Source organism: Actinoplanes sp. NPDC051851, from assembly GCF_040681165.1.
In the GTDB taxonomy this organism is placed as follows: Bacteria; Actinomycetota; Actinomycetes; order Mycobacteriales; family Micromonosporaceae; genus Actinoplanes.
This window is the reverse complement of record NZ_JBFAYF010000029.1, coordinates 62,776-78,811: the sequence shown is the minus strand read 5'-3', so window position 1 is coordinate 78,811 and position 16,036 is coordinate 62,776. Positions and strand designations below refer to the sequence as shown.

General features: G+C 72.2%; 13 protein-coding genes. 9 read left to right on the top strand and 4 right to left on the bottom strand.

Going from position 1 to position 16,036, the window contains the following annotated elements:
- The first annotated feature begins 25 nt into the window (after nt 1-25).
- The 3 genes from glgA to AB0M08_RS26030 all read left to right on the top strand — a co-directional run bounded on the left by glgA (nt 26) and on the right by AB0M08_RS26030 (nt 3,704).
- Nucleotides 26-1,228, top strand: coding sequence for a glycogen synthase (gene glgA / locus AB0M08_RS26040; RefSeq protein ID WP_364498216.1), 1,203 nt, complete (start codon nt 26-28; stop codon nt 1,226-1,228).
- Nucleotides 1,225-2,832 carry a family 10 glycosylhydrolase gene (locus AB0M08_RS26035; protein WP_364498214.1) on the top strand — a complete coding sequence of 536 codons (1,608 nt, stop codon included), beginning with the start codon at nt 1,225-1,227 and terminating at the stop codon, nt 2,830-2,832. The genes glgA and AB0M08_RS26035 overlap by 4 nt, the downstream gene beginning before the upstream one ends.
- A gap of 233 nt (nt 2,833-3,065) precedes the next feature.
- A complete protein-coding gene (locus AB0M08_RS26030) occupies nt 3,066-3,704 on the top strand; it encodes a maleylpyruvate isomerase family mycothiol-dependent enzyme (RefSeq protein ID WP_364498211.1) in 639 nt (212 codons plus the stop codon).
- Nucleotides 3,705-4,161: 457 nt separating this feature from the next.
- Here the strand turns inward: AB0M08_RS26030 and AB0M08_RS26025 are convergent, their stop codons facing one another.
- Together AB0M08_RS26025 and AB0M08_RS26020 are read right to left on the bottom strand one after the other, a co-directional pair.
- Entirely contained in the window at nt 4,162-4,890 is a 729-nt protein-coding gene (locus tag AB0M08_RS26025; protein ID WP_364498209.1) for a hypothetical protein, read from the bottom strand.
- Complete coding sequence (locus AB0M08_RS26020; RefSeq protein ID WP_364498206.1) at nt 4,871-6,502, bottom strand: ABC-F family ATP-binding cassette domain-containing protein; 1,632 nt, start codon at nt 6,500-6,502, stop codon at nt 4,871-4,873. Before AB0M08_RS26020 ends, AB0M08_RS26025 begins: the two co-directional genes overlap by 20 nt.
- A gap of 56 nt (nt 6,503-6,558) precedes the next feature.
- Between AB0M08_RS26020 and AB0M08_RS26015 the strand changes: the two genes are divergently transcribed.
- Nucleotides 6,559-8,148, top strand: a complete 1,590-nt coding sequence (locus AB0M08_RS26015; RefSeq protein WP_364498317.1) for a GGDEF domain-containing protein — start codon at nt 6,559-6,561, stop codon at nt 8,146-8,148.
- Here the strand turns inward: AB0M08_RS26015 and AB0M08_RS26010 are convergent.
- Nucleotides 8,081-8,884, bottom strand: a complete 804-nt coding sequence (locus AB0M08_RS26010) for a PhzF family phenazine biosynthesis isomerase (RefSeq protein ID WP_364498203.1) — start codon at nt 8,882-8,884, stop codon at nt 8,081-8,083. The genes AB0M08_RS26015 and AB0M08_RS26010 overlap by 68 nt on opposite strands.
- A 121-nt stretch (nt 8,885-9,005) precedes the next feature.
- On the opposite strand from AB0M08_RS26010, the gene AB0M08_RS26005 reads away from it, so the two are divergent.
- The gene (locus AB0M08_RS26005) at nt 9,006-10,430 is read left to right on the top strand and encodes a sigma 54-interacting transcriptional regulator (protein ID WP_364498201.1); all 1,425 of its coding nucleotides are present in this window, start codon (nt 9,006-9,008) and stop codon (nt 10,428-10,430) included.
- A complete protein-coding gene (locus tag AB0M08_RS26000; protein ID WP_364498198.1) occupies nt 10,427-12,358 on the top strand; it encodes a VWA domain-containing protein in 1,932 nt (643 codons plus the stop codon). The genes AB0M08_RS26005 and AB0M08_RS26000 overlap by 4 nt, the downstream gene beginning before the upstream one ends.
- Nucleotides 12,359-12,445: 87 nt before the next feature.
- Here AB0M08_RS26000 and AB0M08_RS25995 read toward each other — a convergent pair whose 3' ends face one another.
- Nucleotides 12,446-13,408, bottom strand: coding sequence for an AraC family transcriptional regulator (locus AB0M08_RS25995; RefSeq protein ID WP_364498195.1), 963 nt, complete (start codon nt 13,406-13,408; stop codon nt 12,446-12,448).
- A 520-nt stretch (nt 13,409-13,928) separates the two neighbouring features.
- Here AB0M08_RS25995 and AB0M08_RS25990 point away from each other — a divergent pair.
- The 3 genes from AB0M08_RS25990 to AB0M08_RS25980 all read left to right on the top strand — a co-directional run bounded on the left by AB0M08_RS25990 (nt 13,929) and on the right by AB0M08_RS25980 (nt 16,032).
- Nucleotides 13,929-14,552: a CDP-alcohol phosphatidyltransferase family protein gene (locus tag AB0M08_RS25990; protein ID WP_364498192.1), complete on the top strand. Its 624-nt coding sequence runs from the start codon at nt 13,929-13,931 to the stop codon at nt 14,550-14,552.
- Between the two features lie 158 nt (nt 14,553-14,710).
- Nucleotides 14,711-15,703: a DUF881 domain-containing protein gene (locus tag AB0M08_RS25985; protein WP_364498189.1), complete on the top strand. Its 993-nt coding sequence runs from the start codon at nt 14,711-14,713 to the stop codon at nt 15,701-15,703.
- A complete protein-coding gene (locus AB0M08_RS25980) occupies nt 15,700-16,032 on the top strand; it encodes a small basic family protein (protein WP_364498186.1) in 333 nt (110 codons plus the stop codon). Before AB0M08_RS25985 ends, AB0M08_RS25980 begins: the two co-directional genes overlap by 4 nt.
- Nucleotides 16,033-16,036 lie beyond the last annotated feature (4 nt).

Sequence of the window (16,036 nt, the reverse complement as noted above, 5' to 3'; positions counted from 1 at the left end):
AAGCCCGGCGGCTATCCTGCGGTGCGTGGCAGATCCTGTGCGTGTAGACCTCCTGACCCGTGAGTACCCGCCGGAGGTGTACGGCGGCGCCGGTGTGCACCTCGAGTACCTCACCCGTGACCTGCGGAGTCTCGCCGACGTCCGGGTGCACTGCTTCGGGCAGCCGCGCACCGAGGACGGGGTGACGGCGTACCCGGAACCGGCGACGCTGGACGGCGCCAACGCGGCGCTGCGCACCATGGGGGTCAACCTCGCGATGGCGTCGGGCTGCGCCGGGTCCGACATCGTGCACAGCCACACCTGGTACGCGAACTTCGCCGGGCACACCGCCAAGCTGCTGCACGGTGTGCCGCACGTGGTGACCACGCACAGCCTGGAGCCGCTGCGCCCGTGGAAGGCGGAGCAGCTCGGCGGGGGCTACGCGCTCTCCTCGTTCTGCGAGAGGACCGCGATCGAGAACGCCGACGCGATCATCGCGGTCTCCGGCGGGATGCGCCGCGACGTGATCCGCGCCTACCCGGCCGTCGACCCGGACCGGATCCACGTGGTCTACAACGGCATCGACACCGCGCTCTACGCCCCCGACTCCGGCACCGACGTCGTCGAGCGGCTCGGGATCGACCGCTCCCGGCCCAGTGTCGTCTTCGTCGGGCGGATCACCCGCCAGAAGGGTCTGCCGTACTTCATCCGGGCCTGTCATGATCTGCCGCCGGATGTGCAGATCATCCTGCTCGCGGGCGCGCCGGACACCCCCGAGATCGCCGCGGAGGTCGCCGACCTGGCGCGGGACCTCAAGGACGCGCGGGACCCGGAGGGCGTGATCTGGGTGCAGGAGATGCTGCCCAAGCAGGACGTCATCCAGGTCCTCACGCACGCCACGGTCTTCGTCTGCCCCTCGGTCTACGAGCCGATGGGCATCGTCAACCTGGAGGCGATGGCCTGCGAGACCGCGGTCGTCGCCACCGCCACCGGCGGCATCCCCGAGGTGGTCGCGGACGGCGAGACCGGCCTGCTGGTCCCGATCGAGCAGGTCGAGGACGGCACCGGCACCCCGGTCCACCCGGAGAAGTTCGTCGCCGACCTGGCGTCCACGCTGACCCGGGTGCTCACCGACCCCGCGCTCGCCGAGCGGCTGGGCCGGAACGGACGGCGGCGGGCGGTGGAGAAGTTCAGCTGGTCACGGATCGCGGAGGAGACGATGGCCGTCTACCGATCGGTGCTCCCGTGAAGCGGTTCCGCCTGCCCCTGTTCCTGATCTCCGGCCTGATCGCCGTCCTGGGAGTGGGGGCCGGGCTGGTCCGGGCGGCCGTCTACACACCGGCCGGGACCGCGCCGGTCGTCGGCGGCTCGGCGGTCGCCGGCGTTGTCGGCACCACCGGGTCCTGCGACGGGCAGCCGCTGCAGGCCACCCGGGAACTGCGCGGGATGTGGCTGACCACGGTCTACAACATCGACTTCCCGAGTAAACCGGGGCTGAGCCAGGCGCAGGTCAAGGCCGAGTACCTGACATGGCTGGACCTGGCGGTCGCGCAGAACCACAACGCCATCTTCGTGCACGTACGCCCCAGCGGCGACGCGTTCTGGCCCTCCGCCTACGCTCCGTGGTCGAACTGGCTGACCGGGAAGCTGGACGGCACCTCGCCCGGCTGGGATCCGATGGCCTTCATGGTCGAGCAGGCACACGCCCGGAACCTCGAGTTCCACGCGTGGTTCAACCCGTACCGGGGAACACAGCCGGCACCCGGCGGCGGCGCGGGCACGTCGGTCGCCAAACTCGCCGCGAACCATCCGCTGCGCAAGCACCCGGAATGGCGGATCGCCTATCCGACCGGGAAGAACGGCCGGTTCTACTTCGACCCGGGAAATCCGGCCGCCCGCAAGTACGTCGAGGACGCGATGATGGAGGCGGTCCAGAAGTACGACGTCGACGGGGTGCATTTCGACGACTTCTTCTACCCGTACCCGGAAGCGGGTCAGGATTTTCCGGACAATGCGTCGTTCGCGAAGTACGGCGGCGGGAAGTCGAAGGCCGACTGGCGCCGGGAGAACGTGAACACGCTGGTCCGCGAGGTGTACACCCGGATCAAGGCGGTCAAGCCGTGGGTGAAGTTCGGGATCAGCCCGTTCGGCATCTGGCGCAACAAGAGCTCGTCGGCGCTCGGTTCGGACTCCTCCGGACTGGAGGCGTACAGCGCGATCTACGCCGACACCCGAAAATGGGTGAAGGAGGGCTGGCTCGACTACATCGTCCCGCAGTTGTACTGGACGATCGGCTTCGCCAAGGCCGATTACGCCAAGCTGCTGCCGTGGTGGACGAACACCGTCAAGGGCACGAACGTGCAGCTCTACATCGGGATGGCGGATTACCGCGTCGGCGAGAAGAAGGACGGCTGGAGCAACCCCGCGATGCTCGACCGGGAGCTCGCGCTGAATGAGAAGTACGGCGTCAACGGCCAGGTCCACTTCAGTGCCAAGCAGATCCGCGCCAATAAACTCGGTGCGAACGCCCGCTACCGGAAGAATCACTATGCGTCACCGGCGCTGCTGCCCCGGCTGTCCCGCCTGGCGGCCGCCGCGCCTCCGGCCACGCCGGTGATCACCGCCGCTCGCCGCGAGGGGACCAGGCTGGTCCTGGAGACCTCCGCTCCGGGGGCGGTCAGTTGGGCGCTCTACCGTACGACCGGAGCCGGCGCGACGCTCGTGTCCACCGGCCGCGCGGGCGCCCAGGTCGCCGACCCGTCCCCGCCGGCCACCGGGGCGACGTACTGCTTGACCGGTCTTGACCGCTCGGCCAACGAGGGCCAGGCGAGCGCACCCTTCCTCGCCACCTGACGCGCCCGCCGGTGTCCTTCCGCCCTGTTCACTTCGGGTCACGGCTCCCCCCCGGGGGCTCACGGCTCCTCCCGGGTCACGGCTCCCCCCCGGAGGGTCACGGCTCCCACCGGGTCACGGCTCCCACCGGGTCACGGCTCCCACCGGGTCACGGCTCTGCCGGTTCACCGCTGGCGGCGATCTTGTCGCTCGTCGGCGGTGATCTTGGGGGAGAGGCGGTTAGGGTGTCCGGTGTGGACATCCTGGAGATGATCGCGGACGAGCGCCGGGGCATGGCCGACCTGGTCGAGGCGCTCGACGAGAAGCAGCTGGCCACGCAGAGCCTGTGCGGCGAGTGGTCGGTCCGTGAGGTGATCGGCCACGTCACCGCGGCGGTGGCCGCCCCACGCTCGTGGCTCCTCCCGGCCCTGGTCCGCGGCGGGTTCAACGTGCACCGTGCGAACACCGTCCTGGCCCGCCGGCTGGCCGCCCGCTCACCGGCGGAGCTGGCCGCGACCCTGCGGGAGAACGCGACGAACCCGTTCAAACCGCCGCTGGTCGGCTACCACGGCCCGCTCACCGACCTGCAGGTCCACGGGCAGGACATCCGCCGCCCGCTGGGCCTGGCGAACTGGCTCCGCCCCGACCGCCTGCGCCTCGCCCTGGAGTTCCTGACCGGCGGCACGGAGAGCCGCCCGGCCGGTTTCGTCACGAGGAAGCGCCTGGCGGGTCTCCGCTTCGAGGCCACCGACCTGGACTGGTCCTCGGGCACCGGCCCGACGGTCGCCGGCGAGGCCGAGGCGGTGATGCTCGCCCTGTGCGGCCGCCCGATCGTCCTCCCCGAACTCACTGGCGACGGCGTCCCCACCCTGACCACCCGCCTCACCCCCTGACGCCCCCGGTCACCCGCGCGCGGTACTGCGCCGGCCGCCCGCCGAGCCCGCCCGGATCCGGCTGGCCCACAGGGGTGCCTCTGCCGCCGCGACACACCCCTGCACGCCAGCCGAACGTCCGTGGCTGGCGCGTACGGGTCTCTCGGGCCGCTCGACGCACCCGTAGGGCCCAGCCGCGCGGTTCTGGCTGGTCTCCAGGGGTGTCTCGCGGCGGCGGAGACATCCCTGGAGACCAGCCAGGAAGATCCGCTGCCGCGCACCGGTGGGTACCCGCGCACCCGAGGACTCGCCTGCACAGGCCGGTGCCGGTTGCACGGTTGGCGGGTGCGGAGCGCGCGGCCGGCGTCGGCGTGCGGAATGGCGTGGCGGTTACGTGTCCGGGTGCCGGCCGCGAGACCGGGTCACCGCAGGGTGGTCAGCACGGGGTGGTCCGCACAGGGTGGTCAGCGCAGGGTGGTCAGCGCAGGGTGGTCAGCATCGGGAGCAGACGGGTGGCGGTCGCCGGGTCGGAGAGCTCCAGCTCGGTGGCGGTCGCGTCCAGGAGGGCGGCGAACGCGCGGCTCAGCTCCGGCTCGCCGACGTCCCGGACCAGGGTGGCGGCCAGCGGGGCGGTGACCGATTCCGGCAGCAGGTGGGCGCCCTTCGCGTAGTGGAAGGGCAGGCCGAGGCGGAGGCAGGCCAGCGTGATCAGGTGGGCGCGGAGCTGCTCGATCCAGTGGGCGGCCTGCCAGGAACGGGACCGGCGCAGGCAGAGCCGGACGTGCAGGGCGTGGTGCCAGACCATGCCGACCAGGGTGTTCCGGTCGGGTGGTGGGAACGGGGGCAGGTCGCGCGGGGAGCCGAAGACGGTGCGCCACTGCGGGCCGCGCGGGCCGAAGTGGGACTCGGGTGCGAAGGTCAGGTCCACCTCCCGCCAGCCCGGGAGCAGGAAGACCCGGATGATGGCCGGGCCGGACGGTACGTCCCAGTGGTGCACCGCGCCGTGGGAAGCGGAGAGCCGGGCCGTCCAGCGGTCCAGCACCGGCGCGAGGTCGCCCCGGACGGCGAGGACCAGGTCGGTGTCGGACCACCGGTCGTCCTCGCCGACGGCGTGTGAACCGGTGAAGGCGGCGCCGGTGACCGACTCGTCCGTGTCGGCGTACCGGAGAAGGGTCTGTCTGAGGAGGTCAACCGGTGACTCTGCCATCGGCGACCTCCAGGTGGCGGTTGGTGGTGACCGCGTCGAGCATGCGGCGGTCGTGGGTGACCAGCAGGAGCGTCCCGGTGTACGACTCCAGCGCCGACTCCAGCTGCTCGATCGCCGGGAGGTCCAGGTGGTTCGTCGGCTCGTCGAGGACCAGCAGGTTCACGCCGCGGGCCTGGAGCAGGGCGAGCGCCGCCCGGGTCCGCTCGCCGGGGGAGAGCGACGCGGCGGGGCGCAGCACGTGCGCGGACCGGAGGCCGAACTTGGCGAGGAGGGTGCGCACGTCCGGGTCGTTCCAGTCCGGGACGGCGGCGCCGAACGCGGTGGCGAGCGGCTCCCCGCCGAGGAAGAGGCCCCGGGCCTGGTCGACCTCGCCGACGATCACGCCGGAGCCGAGGTGGGCCGCGCCGGAGGTGAGCGGCTCCCGGCCGAGCAGGGCGGCGAGCAGCGTGGACTTGCCCGCGCCGTTCGCGCCGGTGATCGCCACCCGGTCGGCCCAGTCGATCTGCAGGGTGACCGGGCCCAGGGTGAAGTCGCCCCGCCGGACGACGGCGTCGCGCAGGGTGGCCACCACGGCGCCGGAGCGCGGGGCGGTGGCGATCTCCATCCGGAGCTCCCACTCCTTGCGCGGCTCCTCGACCACCTCGAGGCGCTCGATCATCCGGTCGGTCTGGCGGGCCTTCGCGGCCTGCTTCTCGCTGCTGTCGCTGCGCAGCCCCTTGGACTTCTTGTCGCCGTCCGGGGATTTGCGGCGCGCGTTCCGGACGCCCTTGTCCGCCCAGGCCCGCTGCATCCGGGCGCGTTCGAGCAGGTCCTCCTTCTTGTCGGCGTACTCCTCGAACTCCTCGCGGGCGTGCCGCCGGGCGCGGTCGCGTTCCTCGAGGTAGGACGTGTAGCCGCCGCCGTACAGGTGGATCTGCTGCTGGTGCAGGTCGAGTTCGAGCACCTTGGTGACGGTCCGGGTGAGGAACTCGCGGTCGTGGCTGACCACCACGAGCCCGGCGCGCAGCCCCTGGACGAACTCCTCCAGCCGGGCCAGGCCGGAGAGGTCCAGGTCGTTGGTCGGCTCGTCGAGCAGGTAGAGGTCGTACCGGCTGAGCAGCAGCGACGCCATCCCGGCCCGGGCCGCCTGGCCACCGGAGAGGGCGGCCATCGGCAGGTCCAGATCAAGATCAAGACCGTCTTCCAGTACGGCGGAGGCGCGCTCGTCCAGGTCGGCGCCGCCCAGGTCGAGCCAGCGTTCCAGCGCGGCGGCGTACCGGTCGTCGGCGCCGGGCACACCGGTGGCCAGCTCCTCGGCGGCGGCGTCCATGGCGGTCTGCGCGGCGGCCACCCCGGTGCGGCGGGCCAGGAAGTCCCGCACGGTCTCGTCGGCCCGCCGTTCGCGTTCCTGGGGGAGGTACCCGACGTTGGCGGTGGGCGGGCTCAGCGTGACGCCTCCGCTCTCCGAGGGCAGGATCCCGGCCAGCGTCCGGAGCAGCGTGGTCTTACCGGCCCCGTTCACGCCGACCAGCCCGACGACGTCCCCGGGCGCGACGACCAGGTCGAGCCCGGTGAAGAGGGTGCGGTCGCCGTGCCCGGCGGCGAGTTCCTTGGCGATCAGAGTGGCGCTCATCAACCGGCAATCCTAATGACACCGGGTGGAGCGCCGATCAACCCCTCGTGACCAGGATGCAGGCTGTCTCCGCGATGCGGCGTGACCCGGCCGTCCTGGGCGCCATCGCGTGGACGCTCCTCGCCATCGTGCTCATGGAGGTCCTGAGCGCGGTCCCGGACATGCAGGTCAACGTCTTCTGGATGGCCCAGCCGCCGCTCGACGCGCTGCTGGTCTACGCCTCGTGGCGGGTGTACCGGATCGCCGAGGGCCCGAACCGCCGGTTCTGGCGGCTGATGGGTGTCGGCGCGACGCTCTTCCTCACCGGGGACGTGGTCCAGACGGTGATCGCGCTCGCCACGCCGGGGGAGGGGAGCACCGCGGGTGGCATCGTGCAGACCGTGTGCTTCGCGACCGCGCTGAGCCTGCTCATCATCGGCATGCTGATCCACCCGCATCCGGACAGGACCGGCCCGGACCGGCTCGCCTTCTGGCTGGACTCGGCGACCGTGCTGGTCGGCGGCGTGGTGGTGGCGTGGGTCTTCGCGTACAGCCCGGACCCGACCGGCGACACCAACCTGATCGGCACGCTCGCGGCCGGCGCGGTCGTGCTGACCTCGGCGTTCGCCGCGGTGAAGATGATCCTGAGCGGGAACGCCCCGATGCACAAGGCGGCCGCGATCCCGATGATCGCGTCGGCCGTGGTGAACAGCATCGGGCTCTTCGTCGCCCCGAGCGGCAGCGGGCACCTGCCGGCGTACGTCTTCGCGATCCGGCTGCTCCCGTCGCTGCTGGTCGCGATCGGTCCCCGTAACCAGGAGATCGTCGCCCGCTTCGACCACACCGCGTTCGGCGCGCGCCGGCGGCGGCCCTACAGCCTGCTGCCGTACGGGTCGATCGTGGTGGTCTTCGTGACCCTGCTCGTGGTGCTGCCGGACGGGAGGATGCGCGATGCCCGGCTCTGGGGCGTGGTCGTCGGCTTCGGCGTGATCATCGGGCTGGTGGTGGCCCGGCAGCTCGCCGCGTTCCACGACAACAACCGGCTGCTCCGGGAGCTCGACCACACGCTGACCGAGCTGCGCGAGCACGAGGCCCGGCTGCGGCACCAGGCGCTCTTCGACGACCTGACCGGGCTGGCGAACCGGACCCACTTCCGGGTCGAGGCGTGCACCGCGCTCGCCGCCGACCCGGTCGGCTCGGTCTCCCTGATCCTCGTCGACCTGGACGGGTTCAAGCAGGTCAACGACACCCTCGGGCACGCGGCCGGCGACGAGCTGCTGATCGCCGTCGCCGGACGGCTGCGGGACTCGGTGCGCTCCGGGGACCTGGTGGCCCGCCTCGGCGGCGACGAGTTCGCGGTGCTGCTCCGGGACTGCCGGCCGGGGGACGCGGAGGCGACCGCCGAGCGGATCCTGGCCACCATGACCGCGACGGTGCCGTTCGGCGAGGACGCCGTGCGGGCCAACACCAGCATCGGCATCGCGACCGCGACGCCGGCCGCCGACTACACCTCGCTGACCCGGGACGCGGACATCGCCATGTACGCCTCGAAGCACCGGGGCAAGGGCGTCTGGACCCGGTTCGACCCGGCGATGACGTCTATGGCATCGGTACTGCCGCCCCGCTCACCCGCACCCCCGGCTCCCCGGGAACCAGTCGCACCGTGATCCGGCTGGGCCGGCCCAGGTCGTCGCCCTGCCGCAGCAGCAGCGTGGCGTCGTCCGGCACCAGGCCCAGCTCACGCAGGTACCCGCCGAGCGCGGCCGCCGCGGCTCCGGTGGCCGGGTCCTCGTAGACCCCGCCGACCGGGAACGGGTTCCGCACGTCGAAGGTGTCCTCGCCCGCCCGGAAGACCAGCTGGATCGTGGTCCAGTCCCGCTCGGTCATCAGGGATTTCAGGGCGGGCACGTCGTAGTCCAGCCCGGCGAGCCGCTTGCGGCTCGTCACGGCGACGATCGGGTGGTGCGCTCCGGCGTACGCGACCCGGGGCGGCAGCGCCGGATCCAGGTCCCCCGCCGGCCACCCGAGGGCGGCGAGCAGCTCGGTGAGGTGATCGAGAGGCCGGACCGAGGGTGCCACGCTGATCAGCGTCGCCACGCCCGCGTCGTCGACGGTGACCGGCACGTCGCCGGCGTTGGTCCGGAACAGGTGATCGCCGGGGCCCAGCGCCACCGCGGTCGCCACCGTCGCGTGGCCGCAGAACGGGATCTCGGTGAGCGGGCTGAAGTAGCGCACCCGGTACGCGCCCTCGGGGCGGCCGGTGACGAACGCGGTCTCCGAGTAGCCCAGCTCGGCGGCGATCCTCAGCATGGCCGCGTCGTCGAACTCCGACGCGTCCAGAACGACGCCCGCGGGGTTGCCGCCGGCCGGATCCTCAGTGAATGCGGCGTACCTGGAAATCATGGAACGAAGCGTGCCGCGCGGCAGACGGCCGTGCCCAGAGCCAATCCCGCGGGTCTGGCCCTCCGTGTCTGGGAAAGATCACAGTCGCCGACCGTCACGAGTGCGGAGTAGCGTTCTCGCGGTGACAGAGGCGCCGACCGCGATCATCCTCGAACCTCCCGCCGGCCTGCCCCGCACCGTGGGTGAGCTGCGTGCCTCCGGGCACGCGTTCCGCACGGTCAAGGAGGAGCTGCGCGACAACCTGCTCAAGAGACTGCGCTCCGGCGAGACCCGCTTCCCCGGCATCGTCGGCTACGACGACACCGTGCTGCCCGAGGTCGAGCGGGCCCTGCTCGCCGGCCACGACATGGTGCTGCTCGGCGAGCGCGGCCAGGGCAAGACCCGCCTGATCCGGGCCCTGGCCGGGCTGCTGGACGAGTGGACCCCGTACATCACCGGGTCCGAGCTGCACGAACACCCCTACCACCCGCTCACCCCGGCCTCGGTGCGGCTCGCCGCCGAGACCGGCGACCTGCTGCCGATCTCCTGGCTGCACCGCTCCGCGCGGTACGGCGAGAAGCTGGCCACCCCGGACACCAGCGTCGGCGACCTGATCGGCGACGTCGACCCGATCAAGGTGGCCGAGGGCCGTGCCCTGGGCGACCCGGAGACGATCCACTTCGGTCTCGTCCCGCGCACCAACCGGGGCATCTTCGCGGTGAACGAGCTGCCCGACCTCGCCGAGCGCATCCAGGTCTCGCTGCTCAACGTCCTGGAGGAGCGCGACATCCAGGTCCGCGGCTACCAGCTCCGGCTCCCGCTCGACCTGCTGCTGGTCGCCTCGGCCAACCCGGAGGACTACACCAACCGGGGCCGGATCATCACCCCGCTCAAGGACCGCTTCGGCGCCGAGATCCGCACGCACTACCCGGTCGACCTGGAGTTGGAGACCGCCCTGATCCGGCAGGAGGCGGCGCTGGTCGCGACCGTGCCGGAACACCTGATCGACGTGCTGGCCCGCTACACCCGGGCGGTCCGCGAGTCGTCGTCGGTGGACGCCCGCTCCGGGGTCTCGGCGCGCTTCGCGATCGCGGCGGCCGAGACGGTGGCGGCCTCCGCGCTGCGCCGCTCCGGGCTGCGCGGCGAGCGCGAGGCGGTGGCCCGGATCTGCGACACCGTCTCGGTCACCTCCACGCTGCGCGGCAAGGTCGAGTTCGAGAGCGGCGAGGAGGGGCGGGAGACCGAGATCCTGGCCCACCTGCTGCGGGTGGCGACCGCCGAGACGTTCCGGGCACGGCTGGCCGGGCTGGACCTCTCCGGGTTCACCGACATCGTCGCGGAGGGCGCCATCGTCGAGACCGGTGACCTGGTCAGCGCCGAGGAGCTGCTGCGCCAGATCGGGACCGTACCGGGACTGGCGAAGGTCCTGGACCGGCTCGGCCTGGGCGACGCGCCGAGTCAGGGGCAGGCGGCCTCCGGGGTGGAGTTCGTGCTGGAGGGGCTGCATCTCACCCGTCGCCTGGCCAAGGAGATGACCGACGACGGCCGCACCCTCTACGGCTCATGAGCAAGAACAATTTCCGGTACGGAGCATGGCGGGACGGGCCGGACCCGCTCGCGCCGCCGTACGACGTGCGCGCCGCCGTCGACGAGATGGGGGAGCGGGTCATGCGGGGCGACAGCCTGCGCGACGCGCTCCGCGACCTGATCCGGCGCGGTCCCCGGGACGGCCGTGGCCTGGACTCCCTCCGGGACCGGGCCCGCCGGCTGCGCCGGGACGCGATGCGGCGGGGCAACCTGGACGGCGCGGTCACCCGGGCCCGCCAGATGCTGGACCAGGCCCTCGCGGCCGAGCGGGACGCGCTGCGGGCCCGGGACGACGACGCGCGCTTCAGCGAGGCCGTGCTGGACTCGTTGCCGCGTTCCACGTCGCAGGCGGTGTCGGAGCTGTCCGGATATGACTGGGCATCATCCGAAGCGCAGGCTATCTACCAGCAGATTCTCGACGGACTGCGGAACGAGGTCGTCCAGCAGCGGTTCGCCGGGATGAAGCAGGCGCTGCAGTCTGGCGATTTATCCGAAATCTCGGATATGGTGGGCGATCTCAACGCTCTGCTGGGGAAGCACGCCCGCGGCGAGGACACCGAGGACGCGTTCCGGGAGTTCATGGCGAAACACGGCCGGTTCTTCCCGGACGACCCGCGGAACGTCGACGAGCTGATCGACTCGCTCGCCCGTCAGGCGGCCGCCGCGGAGCGCCTGATGCGCTCGCTCAGCCCGCAGCAGCGCGAGGAGCTGCAGAGCCTGATGGACCAGGCGCTCGGCGACGGGCCGCTGCGCGGGCGGATGGCCGAGCTCACCGACAACCTGCGCGCGCTGCGCCCCGGCCTCGACTGGGGCCGCGGCGAGCGGGTGCGTGGTTCCGGCGATCTCGGGTACGGCGACGCGGCCGCCGTGCTCGGCGAGATCGCCGACCTGGACGAGCTGATCGACCAGCTGGACCAGGAGCACCCGGGCGCCACCCTGGACGACGTCGACGTGGACTCGGTGGAGCGCCAGCTCGGCCGGTCCGCGGCGGACGACCTGCGCCGGCTCCGCGAGCTGGAACGGGAACTGCGCCGGCAGGGCTGGGTGGAGCGCGACGGCGAGGGGCTGACGCTCTCCCCGAAGGCGCTGCGGCGTCTCGGCCAGACCGCGCTGAGCCGTATCTTCCAGGACGTCGCCGGGAAACGCGGCGAGCACGACATGCGGGACGCCGGCGCGGCCGGTGACCTGATCGGCTCCTCCCGGCGCTGGGAGTTCGGCGACGAGCAGCCGCTCGACGTGGTGCGTACGGTGGGCAACGCTCTCCGCCGTGCCCCCGGCACCCCGGTCCGGCTGAAGCCCGAGGACTTCGAGGTCGCCGAGACCGAGAACCGCTCGTCGGCGGTGGTCGCGCTCTGCGTCGACCTGTCGTACTCGATGTTCGCCGACGGGCGCTGGGGCCCGATGAAGCAGACCGCCCTGGCCCTGTCCCAGCTGGTCGCCACGAAGTATCCGCAGGACTCGCTGCAGATCATCGGCTTCGGGAAGTACGCTCTCGCGCTCTCCCAGGGCGAGCTCGCCGCGATCGAGCCGACCATGGAGAAGGGCACGAACCTGCAGCACGCCCTGAAGCTGGCCGGCCGCCACCTGCGGCGTCATCCGGGCGCCGAGCCGGTGGTGCTGGTGGTCACCGACGGCGAGCCGACCGCGCACCTGGACGAGGAGGGCGAGGCGACGTTCTGGTGGCCGCCGCTGCGCGAGACGATCCAGGCCACGGTCCGCGAGGTCGACCTGCTGACCAGGTACGGCGCCACGATGAACGTCTTCATGCTCGGCGAGGACCCGGGCCTGCAACGTTTCGTCGGCGCGGTCGCCAAGCGCAACGGCGGCCGCGTCTTCAGCCCCTCCGCCGACGAACTGGGCCGCTACGTCATCGACGACTACGTCCGAGCCCGCCGCGGCCGCCGCTGATCCGTGCCCGTCCGCCGGATATCTCCGACATTTCGTGAATATCTGTCGGATGGGTGGCGTGCGGCGCGAGCGGTGCGTGTGGCGTGGCTACTTGCGGAGGGTGTCGGAGGGGGTGACGCCGTAGCGGGAGCGGTAGGCGGCGGCGAAACGGCCCAGATGGGTGAAGCCGAAGCGGTAGGCCACCTGGGCCACCGTCTCGCGGCCCGGGTCGGCGGTGCGTAAGCGGTCGTGGACCAGGGCCAGCCGGATCTGGCGGAGGTAGGCCATCGGGGGCATGCCGACGTACCGGGAGAAGCTCTGCTGGAGGGCCCGGGAGCCGACGCCGGCGATGGCGGCCAGGTCGGCCACGGTGAACGGGCGGCCCGGCTGGGCGCGCATCGCCTCGACCACCCGGCGGATCGCGCCCGGGGCGGCCAGGGCCGGGCGCTGGCTCTCCAGCTCGTCGCGGTAGCGGTGGCCGGTGGCCAACAGGAATCCGGTCACCAGACTCTCCCTCAACCGTGCCCCGATGACCGGGTGGCCGGTCAGCCCCTCCGGCGTTCCCGCGTCGGCGGCGACCAAACGCAGCAGGCGGGTCCAACTCGCGCCGGGGCCGGTGGTCACGTCGAGATCGGGATGCAGGTCGAGCGGGCCGCGTACCGGGCGGTCCAGGATCCGCTCCAGCTGGTTCTCCAGGTCGGCGCGGTCGATCTTGACAGCGAGGATCCGGCAGTCGTGGTCCCACCGGTCCACGATGGTGTCGCCGACCGGCTGGAACACCGCGGCCCTGCGGGGCGTCGCGCGGCGCGGGTCGTCGCTTCCCTGGTGGAAGGTCATCCCGCCGGTCAGTGGCAGGTTGACGTGGTAGGCGCCCAGCTCGCCCGAGTCGATCCGGACGTCCACCCCGAACTGCAGGTCGCCGATGGTGACCCCGGCGTCGCCACCGACCGCGAAGCGCGCCGACCAGTCCGGCAGCGGGTTCAGTACGTCCACCCGCATCGCGTAGAAGTTTCGGACCAGGACGTCCCTGGCTTCGTCCACGCTGGTGAGGGAGAGAGTCGTCGCTCGCACGCCATACAGCTTGACGTCTCAATTGACACCATGCCAACTGACACCACCCTGCGTGTCTCTTCGCGCTTTTCCGGCGCCCGCCCACCCGAGCCCCCGGCCACCCTCGAACGGCACGGCACGGACGGCACGGCCGGCGCAGAGCCGGGCCAGGCCGGGTCGGGCTGGGCGGCGCGGCGCGGGCGGGTCGAGCGGCACGGCGTGGGCGGGTCAGGTGGGGCGAGGCGAGGCCGCGCGGGGCCGGGCCGGGCGGAGCGGTCGCGGTTGTGGCTGGTCCTCCGGGGTGTGTCCCGGTCCGGGACACACCCCGGAGCGCCAGCCAGGAGAGTGAGCTAGCCTCCTAGGACGACTTAGCGGGCGTGGCGCTCGTGACGGCGCGTCCAGTAGTCGTGGGCGGGTGGTTATAGTGGCCCGGCGAGCGACAACGGGCACCGTCGTGCCCCGGCGGCCGGGAACCGCCGGCGTCGCCCGCACGCTAGGAGCCGGGCGGGGGCCCGGCCTAGGGGGAGAGGAAGTCGTCGCGATGTCGCAGCAGCCTGCGCCGTCCATCGAGACCTCTAACCGGATCTTCACCATCCCCAACGTGATCAGCTTCATCCGGCTGCTCGGCGTTCCGCTCTTCCTGTACCTGCTCCTCGGCCCCCAGCACGACGTCGCGGCGGTCATCGTGCTCGCGCTGGGTGGAACGACCGACTGGGTGGACGGGTACGTCGCCCGCCGGATGAATTCGGTGAGCCGCCTCGGTGAGCTGCTGGACCCGTTCGCGGACCGGCTCTACATCCTGGCCACGCTGATCGGGTTCACGCTGCGCGAGGTGGTGCCCTGGTGGCTGACCGGCGCGCTGCTGCTGCGCGAGGTGGTGCTCGGCGTCGCCCTGCTGGTGCTGCGCCGCCACGGGTACGGTCCGCCGCCCGTGCACTACGTCGGTAAGACCGGCACGTTCATGCTGCTCGCCGCCTTCCCGGTGATCCTGCTGGCCACGGCGGTGCCCTCGATCGACGGGTGGGCCTCGCCGCTGGGCTGGGGGATCGCCTGGTGGGCGCTCGGGTTGTACTGGGCGGCCGCGGCGCTCTACCTGATGCAGACCGCGCAGCTGCTGCGCGCCGACCGGAACGGACCCGAGGCCGCCCGGCCGGTCGCGTCATGAGCACCGGCGACACCGAGATGCCCGGCGGCTCTGAGATGCCCGGCGGCTCTGAGATGCCCGGCGGCTCTGAGATGCCCGGCGGCTCTGAGATACCCGGAGACTCCGAGATGCCCGGAGACGCCGGGAGACCCGAGAGCCCCTTCCGCCGGCTCGGGCGGATGCTCAGCCTCGGGGACTCCGCCGGGGCCGGCGCGGAGCGGCCGCCGGACCCGGACGGGAGCGCGGCCGGGAAGCGTACGTACGGTCCGGACTTTCTCACCCAGCTGTTCCAGCATCCCCTCGACCCCGGGTACGCCGACGCGGCCGCCCGGCGCGCCGCGGGCAACGGCCGGACCGGCGCCCGCAAGCACACGGTCCGAGGGATCGCCGCGGTGACGCTGGGCGCGATCGGGTTCCTGCTCGTGGTGGCGTACCAGCAGACGGTCGCCGAGGAGCCGTCCCGGACCAAAGCCCGCGAGACGCTGATCGCCCAGGTGGAGAAGCGCCGGGACCAGACCCAGCAGTTGCAGGACCGGGCGGACACGCTCGCCGACGAGGTGGCCGCGCTGCGGGAGCGGGAGCTGGGTGGCGCGGTCACCGGGCTGCGCGACCTGGAGGCGGCGACCGGGCTGGCCGCGGTCGAGGGCTCCGGCGCGAAGATCACTCTGGCGGACGGGCCCACCTCGGTGGACGCGGTGACCGGCGAGCGGCGGACCGAGGGGCAGGTCAAGGACACCGATCTGCAGCTCGCGGCGAACGCGCTCTGGTCGGCCGGCGCCGAGGCGATCGCGGTCAACGGGCAGCGGCTGACCGCCACCTCGACGATCCGGCAGGCGGGTGAGGCGATCCTGGTCGACCTGCGGCCGGTGACCACGCCGTACGAGGTGGTCGCGATCGGCCCGGACAGCCTGGCGGGCGACTTCCAGGACGGGTACGCCGGCAAGTTCTTCAAGGTGCTCGCCTCCCGGTACGGCATGTCGTACGACGTCGCCAAGGTCAAGAGCGTGACGCTGGAGGCCGCGACCGAGCCGAAGCTGCGGGTCGCCGAGCCCAGCGTGGAGCCGAGCCTGGACTCCAGCACCGAGCCCGGCACCGAGCCCGGCACCGAGCCCGGCACCGAAACCCCCTCGGACGTCCCGTCCGGCTCACCACCGTCGGAAGGCGGCAAATGATCGCGGTACTCGCCCTGCTCGCGGGTGTCCTGCTGGGCATCGTGATCCACCCGGCGGTCCCGCCGGAGCTGGTGCCGTACCTGCCGATCGCGGTGGTGGCGGCCCTGGACGCGGTGTTCGGCGGGGTGCGCGCCAAGCTCGACGGCATCTTCGACGACAAGCAGTTCGTGGTGTCGTTCATCTCCAACGTGCTGGTCTCGGCCCTGATCGTGTACGTCGGCGACCAGCTCGGCGTCGGCGGTCAGCTGTCGACCGGCGTCGTGGTGGTGCTCGGCGTGCGGATCTTCGGTAATGTCGCGGCGATCCGCCGTCACCTGTTCCGTGCGTGAGGAT

Coding starts and splice junctions, on each gene's coding strand:
- AB0M08_RS26000 (WP_364498198.1), top strand. CDS start 10,427: ATGAGCAAGAACAATTTCCGGTACGGAGCATGGCGGGACGGGCCGGAC.
- AB0M08_RS26010 (WP_364498203.1), bottom strand. CDS start 8,884: ATGATTTCCAGGTACGCCGCATTCACTGAGGATCCGGCCGGCGGCAAC.
- AB0M08_RS25980 (WP_364498186.1), top strand. CDS start 15,700: ATGATCGCGGTACTCGCCCTGCTCGCGGGTGTCCTGCTGGGCATCGTG.
- AB0M08_RS26025 (WP_364498209.1), bottom strand. CDS start 4,890: ATGGCAGAGTCACCGGTTGACCTCCTCAGACAGACCCTTCTCCGGTAC.
- AB0M08_RS25990 (WP_364498192.1), top strand. CDS start 13,929: ATGTCGCAGCAGCCTGCGCCGTCCATCGAGACCTCTAACCGGATCTTC.
- AB0M08_RS25985 (WP_364498189.1), top strand. CDS start 14,711: ATGCTCAGCCTCGGGGACTCCGCCGGGGCCGGCGCGGAGCGGCCGCCG.
- AB0M08_RS26015 (WP_364498317.1), top strand. CDS start 6,559: ATGCAGGCTGTCTCCGCGATGCGGCGTGACCCGGCCGTCCTGGGCGCC.
- AB0M08_RS26020 (WP_364498206.1), bottom strand. CDS start 6,502: ATGAGCGCCACTCTGATCGCCAAGGAACTCGCCGCCGGGCACGGCGAC.